This is a genomic window from Flavobacterium sp., from assembly GCF_044376915.1.
GTDB lineage: Bacteria > Bacteroidota > Bacteroidia > Flavobacteriales > Flavobacteriaceae > Flavobacterium.
Genome location: NZ_JBILKB010000137.1, coordinates 1 through 2,970 on the forward strand (window position 1 = coordinate 1; position 2,970 = coordinate 2,970).

General features: G+C 34.9%; 4 protein-coding genes. 3 read left to right on the plus strand and 1 reads right to left on the minus strand.

The genetic code is table 11. The features are described from left to right. Window positions 1-416: proton-conducting transporter membrane subunit (locus tag ACIQ6Z_RS09775; protein ID WP_396210691.1), on the plus strand; the 416-nt coding region annotated here is incomplete at its 5' end. Between the two features lie 9 nt (window positions 417-425). Then, a complete protein-coding gene (locus tag ACIQ6Z_RS09780) occupies window positions 426-1,802 on the plus strand; it encodes an NADH-quinone oxidoreductase subunit N (protein ID WP_396210692.1) in 1,377 nt (458 codons plus the stop codon). Window positions 1,803-1,862: 60 nt separating this feature from the next. On the opposite strand, the gene ACIQ6Z_RS09785 is transcribed toward ACIQ6Z_RS09780, so the two are convergent. Further along, window positions 1,863-2,345: an ester cyclase gene (locus tag ACIQ6Z_RS09785; RefSeq protein WP_396210693.1), complete on the minus strand. Its 483-nt coding sequence runs from the start codon at window positions 2,343-2,345 to the stop codon at window positions 1,863-1,865. Window positions 2,346-2,466: 121 nt separating this feature from the next. On the opposite strand from ACIQ6Z_RS09785, the gene ACIQ6Z_RS09790 reads away from it, so the two are divergent. Beyond that, window positions 2,467-2,931, plus strand: a complete 465-nt coding sequence (locus ACIQ6Z_RS09790; protein WP_396197097.1) for a winged helix-turn-helix transcriptional regulator — start codon at window positions 2,467-2,469, stop codon at window positions 2,929-2,931. Window positions 2,932-2,970: the final 39 nt, after the last annotated feature.

Here is a 2,970-nt window from a genome sequence, read left to right on the forward strand (position 1 = left end):
ATAGAAGATACCATACAAGAACGATAAGTGAATTAGGTGGTATTCGTGCACAAGCGCCAAAATTCACCTCTTTATTTATGATTTTGGTGTTGGCTTCAGTTGCCTTGCCAGGAACCTATAATTTTGTAGGAGAATTTACGGTTTTGTATAGTTTGAGTCAGGTAAATATTTGGTTAGCTGTTTTTGGCGGATTAACCATTATTTTAGGGGCATATTACATGCTTAAAATGTTCCAAAATGTAATGCTTGGCGAAACCAACACAACGACTTTTGGAGCTATTACCATCTATGAAACCCTTACAATGGTAGTTATTATTGCATTATTATTATTTTTCGGATTGTATCCAAAACCGATCAATGATTTGATTCATCCAAGTTTAAACGATATTTTCTTTACTATTAACAGACTAAAATAAGTCCTAAAAATGAATACATTATTAGCCATATCAGGTTTAGGTGTTTTTTGCCTTATCGCTGAAATCTTCAACCTAAGAAAACTATTAATTCCAGTAGCAATACTTGGGCTTATTGCCATTCTAGGGCTTACTATTTCTGCCTATAATTTACCGAGTACTCACTTTAACAACATGGTTATTGTGGATCGTTTTTCGGTTAGTTTTTCTAGTTTATTCATCGTATTAACGATTTTTTTAGTGGCATTAAGTGGAGATTATTATAAAGAACATCAATCGAAATTATCTGATTATGTTGCGATTAAAATATTTTTACTAGCCGGTGCGGTTGCTATGGTTTCTTTTGGAAACTTAGCCATGTTCTTTATTGGAATTGAAATCTTATCGATTTCTTTATACGTACTTGCTGCTAGCAAACGATTAGACGTAAAAAGTAATGAAGCAGGAATGAAATATTTCTTGTTGGGATCTTTTGCATCCGGAATCATATTATTTGGTATTTGCTTGATTTATGGCGCTACCGGTTATTTTGACATTGCTGAAATTTATGCTCTTTCTGAAGGCGCAGGTATTCCAATTTGGTTTCCTATTGGTTTAACCTTAATCATCATTGGAATGTTGTTTAAAATTGCTGCCGTACCGTTTCATTTTTGGGCGCCAGATGTATATGAAGGTGCGCCAAGCTTAACCACAGCAACCATGAGTACGCTGGCAAAAGTAGTAGCTGTTGCTACCTTATACAAACTGATACACGGAATGATTCCTACAATACCTTATATCTTTGAAACCATTATAGTAGCACTTTCAATTCTGTCCATGACCGTTGGTAATATTATGGCGTTACGTCAAAAGAATGTGAAACGTATGTTGGCTTTTTCGGGTATATCGCATGCAGGTTTTATGCTAATGGCGTTACTAAGCCTTTCTACAGCTGCAGGAACCTTATTGTATTACACTGCTGCCTATGCTTTAGCCGGTATGGCTGCTTTTGCGGTAATTATTTATGTGACGCGTAGCAAAGACAACGAAGATATTGTCAATTTTAACGGATTAGGCAAATCAAATCCTCTACTAGCGGGTATCTTAACTGCAGCCTTACTTTCGATGGCCGGAATTCCTGTTTTTTCAGGATTCTTTGCTAAGTTAACGTTGTTTACTCAAACCATTCAATCGGGGTATCTAGTGGTGGTGATTGCGGGAGTTATAAACTCTATCATTAGTGTGGGTTATTATTTTAAATTGATTGTAGCTATGTATACAAAAGAACCCACTGAAAAACAAACGCCTCCAACTCCTTTTGTGTATTATTTTGTAGCCGTAGTAGCCATTTTGTTAAATATTATCATTGGAATATTCCCCAATATCATCTTGAATTTATTGGGTGCTTAAAACACATAAAAAAAGCCAGTCTAACGACTGGCTTTTTTTTGAATTAAAATTTACGTGTTGTTATTGAATAAGACCAAGTTGTTTTAGAAAACTCATGTTATCCATAAAATCTTGTTCTTCTACAATTTTACCATCTACAATTTTAGCAATGGTACTCCCTTCAATATTTACCGTTCTTCCTGTTGCAGGAATTCCCATAAATACCCCGGTGTGAGTTCCAGTAAATTGCCAATGTTTCACTAAATTTTCCCCGTCGGCAAACATTCTTTTTACCGTAAACTTTCGGTTCGAAAATCCAGTCACAAAACCTGCATAATAGGCTTTAGCGTCCTTGATTCCTTTAATTTCGGGTAAGGTGTGTAAAACGATTGACTCGGCATAAGCGGTGTCTAATACATTCACTTTTCCTTCATTAATTACTTGCTCCCAAACTTTCGTATAAAAGTCAACATTTTTTTTAGATTGAGCCGCGTTTTTATCCGCATCACTCATACAGGCGGTAATCGATAATCCAGCCAATAATAAGACTACAATTTTTTTCATTTTTTTAATGTATTGGTTAAACATTTCAAATATATAAATTACTTTTTAAAGACAACTAATATGTTTTTGGTATTTGTGTTTATACGCTAAAAAAGTGTAATTTTGTAGCTCTGTAATTCCTATGAAAAACCACGTATTTAGATCCACATGTGCTATTGCTGTCTCGGTTGATTTACTGGGTGATAAATGGTCGCTCCTTATTTTGAGAGACATGCTTTTGCACCGAAAATCTACATTTAAAGAGTTTTCGAATTCTAAAGAAAAAATTGCGACCAACATACTTACCAATAAATTGCAATTTTTAATGCAATCGGGATTTATTGAAAAGTTAGATCCAAATGGCACAAAAAAGAGTACGCGTTATATTGCTACTCGAAAAGGAGTTTGTGTGTTACCCTTAATAATTGAATTGTACTTGTTGTCCATCGACAGTTTAGACGAATCGGTTTTTAATGCCTCGCAATTGGCTATTAAAGCTGAAATCAAAGCTAACCGAGGACTCTTTGAATCCGGTAGACGCGAAAAATATATTGCCTTTTTAGAAGAACTTCAAGCCGAGCTAAAAAAACAAAAAAGCCTTTCATAAGAAAGGCTTTTGATTTTATTGAAATAAACTCGGCAACTC